The 5305-nt window shown below is 62.5% G+C and carries 4 protein-coding genes and 1 pseudogene; all 5 read left to right on the top strand.

Annotation, left to right across the window (positions count from 1 at the left end):
• The first annotated feature begins 180 nt into the window (after nt 1-180).
• Complete coding sequence (locus tag ACH34R_RS43980; RefSeq protein WP_397567601.1) at nt 181-495, top strand: transposase; 315 nt, start codon at nt 181-183, stop codon at nt 493-495.
• A gap of 649 nt (nt 496-1144) precedes the next feature.
• Nucleotides 1145-2314 carry a group II intron reverse transcriptase/maturase gene (gene ltrA, locus ACH34R_RS43975; protein WP_397567600.1) on the top strand — a complete coding sequence of 390 codons (1170 nt, stop codon included), beginning with the start codon at nt 1145-1147 and terminating at the stop codon, nt 2312-2314.
• Between the two features lie 10 nt (nt 2315-2324).
• Nucleotides 2325-3293 carry an IS3 family transposase gene (locus ACH34R_RS43970; protein ID WP_397567599.1) on the top strand — a complete coding sequence of 323 codons (969 nt, stop codon included), beginning with the start codon at nt 2325-2327 and terminating at the stop codon, nt 3291-3293.
• A 54-nt stretch (nt 3294-3347) separates the two neighbouring features.
• Complete coding sequence (locus ACH34R_RS43965) at nt 3348-3896, top strand: group II intron maturase-specific domain-containing protein (protein ID WP_397567598.1); 549 nt, start codon at nt 3348-3350, stop codon at nt 3894-3896.
• 144 nt (nt 3897-4040) lie between these two features.
• Nucleotides 4041-4771 (top strand): annotated as a pseudogene (locus tag ACH34R_RS43960) (transposase); the annotation flags it as partial.
• Nucleotides 4772-5305 lie beyond the last annotated feature (534 nt).

The raw sequence follows: 5305 nt of genomic DNA, 5'->3' as shown, positions 1-5305 counted from the left end.
ACAACGGCCGGACGAACACCTCGGGCTTACGTGCCACGACCACCTCCCAGAACTACTCCGGGACAAGGCTGGCGTGCTCACTCGCCGAGATCAATAACCCCAGCAAGATTCGGTGATGCGCCACTAGATCTTCCGGACAGCTCCCCAACTAGGCTTGGGGTAACAGGAAGGAAGCGGTAGTTGACACGGCGTAAGGGCCCTTACTCGCAGGCGTTCAAGGATGAGGCCGTCCGCATGGTGTTGGACGGGGATCGTCCGGTGTCGCATGTCGCCCGGGAGTTGGACATCCACGACACCACCCTGCATAACTGGGTGAAGGCGTGGCGGCGGGAGCACGGAGGCGTGGCGCCGGCCGCTCTGGGGAAGAGCGGGGAAAAGAGCGGGCGTGAGCGCGAATTGGAGCGTGAGAACCGAAAGCTCCGCGAGGAAGTCGCGTTCCTGAAAAAAGCCGCTGCCGTGCGCCACGTGCGCGGAAGGCAGGTTCATGGGAGGTAGGTGAACTTGCCGGATGCGGTGCTGCGTGGGAGATGAAGGATTGTTGGCCCTTCGGCGTCGCCCTGCGGGGGGAGGCGTCAAACCATCTCATGCTGCGTTGGCCGAAGACCGTCGTGGTGAGCGATGAGGAAAAGGCGTCGGAAGAGGCGTCAGGTGGGGACCGGAAAGGCGAGCGCAAGCTAATCGTTGATGAAGTGTCGATAATTTTAGGCGGCATCAAAACCAGGGCGCGGCTGCGGCCCTGGGATGAGTCTGGCGGATACCCGTTTGCTGGCCAGATGGTGCCCGGCATGAAGGCGACGCGAGTCCGGTCTGCGGCTTTCACGTGGAACGTGGGAGGGCATGCCCCGACACTGCCGCTCGCAGGGGTGTGAGCGGCAATAGGGAGCGCGCGCAAGCGGCGATAACCGTGAGGCGCTGAGTACCGTTGCGGGGCATGCAGTCGGACCGGTCCGTAGTAGTGACGAGATCCCTGTAATGGGGAGGGAGCGAAGGGGCCGGACCGTCCGGGGTAGTTCGTTCGGGCAACCGGGGATCTCCGGGAGGGATCGGGTGGGCGAGCCAAAGTCGGAAGAGAAGCCGTTTCAGATTTCCAAGCGAGAGGTTTGAGGCGTACCAGAAGGTCAAGGCCAATAAGGGCGCACCGGGCGTGGATGGCGTCACGATCGAGGATTTCGAGAAGGATCTGAAGAACAACCTTTACAAGATCTGGAACAGGATGTCCTCAGGTGCCTATTTCCCGCCTCCGGTGCGGGCCGTGCCGATACCTAAAGATGGAGGAAAAGGGGTCCGCATTCTTGGTGTCCCGACGGTCGCGGACAGAATCGCGCAAACCGTGGTAGCCAGCAGATTGGAGCCGCGCACGGAAGAAATCTTCCATACCGACTCCGATGGCTATCGGGTAGGGCGATCGGCGATAGACGCGGTGGCCAAATGCCGGAAGCGCTGTTGGAAATACGACTGGGTAGTTGATTTAGACATCCAGAAGTTCTTCGACAGCGTTCCCTGGGAGTTCATCGTCAAAGCGGTAACGGCTAATACCGACCAGAGATGGGTGCTGCTGTATGTGGAGCGGTGGCTGCGGGCACCGCTCCAGCATCCGGATGGTTCTCTTGAGGAGAGGGAACAAGGGACCCCGCAGGGGTCGGCTGTTTCTCCTGTTTTGGCTAATCTGTTTCTTCACTACGCCTTCGATGTGTGGATGGCAAGGAACTTTCCGTCCGTCCCGTTCGAACGCTATGTGGACGACGCAGTGGTGCACTGCACCAGCGAGCGCCAAGCGCTCGCGGTGCGGGTCGCGATCGGTCAGCGCATGGAGGAGGTCGGGCTGAAACTCCACCCGGCCAAGACCAAAATAGCGTATTGCAAGGATGCGAACTGGCGAGGCGGCTACCGCCACGTCTCGTTCGACTTTCTGGGATACACCTTCCGTCCGCGCCAGGCGCGAAACAAGCAGGGGCGCAGCTTCACCGCGTTTCTGCCCGCTATGAGCCGGGACAAGCTGACCGCCAAAGGCCGGGAAGTCCGCCGGTGGCAGCTTCATCGGCGCGTCAACGACACTCTGGCCGACCTCGCGGAAGCGATCAACCCAATCGTGCGGGGTTGGATGAATTACTGGGGTCATTTCTACCGGTCCCAGATGTACGTTCTCCTAAGGCGCATCTACACCTACCTGATGCGGTGGGCTCGCAAGAAATATAGACGGTTACGTTCATCCAAACGCATCCAGGCGTGGTGGGAGCGGCTCGTGCAGCAAGCGCCGGGGCTCTTCGCGCACTGGCGGTGGACAACGGAAGGCGCTCTTGTGGCCGGACGGTAAGAGCCGTGTAATGGGAGACTGTTATGCACGGATCTGTGGGAGCCCGGGGGTGAGATCCCCCCGGGCCACCCGACTTCTTCGCGGCCGATCATCGATGACGCTCGCCAAGTACGAGCTGATCGACGCGGAGAAGGCCGGCTACAAGATTATCGACATGTGCCGCTGGTTGCAGGTGTCGCGGTCGGGGTTTTATGAGTGGCGCGGTCGCCCGATGTCGGCGACGGCTGAACGCCGTGAACGCTTGAAGGCACTGATTGCCGTTGTTTTCGACGACAGCCATGAGACGTATGGGCATCGGCGGGTGCACGCGGCGTTGCTGCGCCGGGGTGAAGAGGTGAGCGTGGAGACGGTCCGGCTGCTGATGCGCGAGCTGGGCCTGGTCGCCTGCCAGCCGGCGCCGTGGCGGCCGGTCACCACCGATGCCAGCGAGCACCATCGGATCCCCGACCTGGTGCGGCGAGACTTCGCCGCCGAGGCGCCGGGAACGAAGTTCGTCGGCGACATTACCTACATCCCGACCTGGGAAGGGTTTCTCTATTTGGCGACGGTCATCGACTGTTTCAGTAAGAAAGTGGTCGGCTGGGCGATGGCCGATCATTACAAGACGTCGCTGATCGAGGCGGCGCTGGACATGGCCGCGGTCAACGTTCGCATTGCTGACGAGGCGATTTTTCATTCCGATCGGGGCTCGAATTATACGCCGGGAGTCTTTGGTGAGAAGCTGAAGCGGATGGGCATGCGGCAGTCCGTGGGCCGGACCGGGGTGTGCTGGGATAATGCGATGGCCGAGTCGTTCTTCTCCGTTCTGAAGAACGAATGGCTCAGCCGGTTCACGTTCAGCACGCGCAATAAGGCCCGACGTCAGGCTGTCTGTTACATCGAGGGGTTCTATAATCGTAAGCGTCTGCATTCAGGGCTCGGCTATCAGACGCCGCAAGAAGTCGAAGACCAGTACCTGACCCGGCAGACCGCAGCGTAGGTAAGACCACCAGACGCTGTCCGGAATTTCCGAAGCCCCTCAGTTCCACATCCAGTGGCGCCGCAAGCGAGGCACGAACACCTGGCACGTCTACACCTTCATCGCCAAGGACCCGATCCGGCGGCTGAAGGCGAAGTTCGTGCGCTGACCCGCAAGACCTCACCGTTGAACCTGGACGCCCTGCTGGCCCAGCTGAACCGGGTCATGGGCGGATGGGCGTTCTACTTCCAGCATGCGATCGCCAAGCGCGTCTTCGCCAACCTGGACGCCTTCACCTGGTGGAGGCTGGCCCGGTTGCTGCGCCAGCGGCATCGCTGGAGCTGGAAGGAGTTTCGCCGACGGCACACCACTCCCACCGGGCGATGGCTGCCGTTCTCAGCGAACGGGGTCACCTGGCGGCATCGAGAAGATCCCGGTCACCCGGTATCGCTATCGCGGCGCGCGTATCCCCAGCCCATGGGTTCAACCAGCCCATTAAACGGCAGCATCCGTGGAGAGCCCGCTACTCGGAGACGGGTACGCCGGGTTCGAAAGGCGATCCGGAGAAACGGACCGGTCGCAAGACCGGCACCGCGCTCCGGGCCGACCTTACGTGCGCCGTGAGGCGTTGATGGTCCGTACGAAGGTAGAAGACCTGCGTCGTCCGTCCTGTCGTGGCAGGGCGGGGAAGCTGAGGGCAGCGTGGTCCGGGGTGATGCCGGGGAAGGTGGCAAGCGGCCCTGACAAAGCCGGGATGTGCCAGACAAGCGCGCCCAGACCATCCATGAGCGTTGGCACCAGGTCCATGACCTACTCGGCAAGGGCGTTGGCCTGCTGGAATGCGCCCGCCAGCTGAACGTGGCCCTCAACACCGTCAAGCGCTATGCCCACGTGCCCGAACCCGAACGCCTGCAACCTGCCCCGCAGTACCGGCCGACTCTGGTCGATCCCTACCGCGATCGCCTTCGGCGGCGCCGCACTGAAGATCCCCGCCGTCCCCGTCCTGCATCTGTTCAACGAGGTCAAAGCCCTCGGCCACCCGGGCAGTTTCAACCTTCTCTACCGCTACATCACCCAAGGCCGTGTCGAAGCCGACCGGCTGCCCATCTCCCCACGTCGCTTTGCCCGGCTCCTGCTCAGCTGGCCCGGCAACCTTAAAGACGAGCACTGCCGCTTGCTGGACGACCTGACAATCGCGTGCCCCAAGATGATCGACCTGGCCGGACTCGTCCGCGGTTTCGCCGACCTGCTTCGGCCACGACGGCAACGCCGACCGCCTCGACGCGTGGGTCGCTACCGCCGGTGCCGCCGACCTGCCTCATCTGTACGCCTTCATCCGCGGCCTGGATTGGGACCGCGACGCCGTCTATGCGGCCGTCACTCTGTCCATTCACAACGGCGGCACCGAAGGCGTGAACACCAAGACTAAACGCATCATGCGGCAGATGCACGGCGGGGCCGGCTTCACGCTACTCCGCCGCCGCATCCTCCTTGCCTAACGCTCCGTAACCATCGAAAGAGAGACAGAGCCGTTGTTTCACTCCCAGTCCTGGCCCTCCTTCACCAAGGCTCCGGCTGTGCCTGGGCCGCCCGGGACATCGCCCGCCACCTCGGCGATGTCACTTTGAACACATGTACTGGCAGCTGTCCCCCTGAGCCAACGGCCAGCTCATCCGCAAGATCGGGGCTGGCGTCTGCACTGTCCGGCCAATCTCCCCAGCACTCTTGCCATCAGCCCAGAAGCCTTAACCTGGCCTTAAGTGAGGACTCCACCTTCGTCGAGCAGGTGCTTGCGCTGACTCAGCGGCATGCACGCAACACCACGCCGTTTTCTGCTACGGCCGCCCTCCAGCCCTGGCCTTGCCCTCATGGGCCTGAGCGCCACTATGCCGGAGCTCTTCGCTAACCTGCGGCTTTCACGGCGAATTTGAGGCGACTTGATCGTTTACATATGAAAAGTGCCCTTGACCTGGAAGGATCGGACTTGTCTAAGGCCCCGTCCAACCCAGATCAGAAGGCACTTTCCGAGTGAA

Source organism: Spongiactinospora sp. 9N601 (assembly GCF_044326295.1).
Lineage (GTDB): Bacteria > Actinomycetota > Actinomycetes > Streptosporangiales > Streptosporangiaceae > Spongiactinospora > Spongiactinospora gelatinilytica.
The sequence above is the reverse complement of the archived record's forward strand: the minus strand, read 5'-3'. Positions and strand labels throughout refer to the sequence as shown.

Excerpts from the sequence above, each read along its gene's own strand:
- ACH34R_RS43970 (WP_397567599.1), top strand. The coding sequence starts at position 2,325 with ATGGGAGACTGTTATGCACGGATCTGTGGGAGCCCGGGGGTGAGATCC.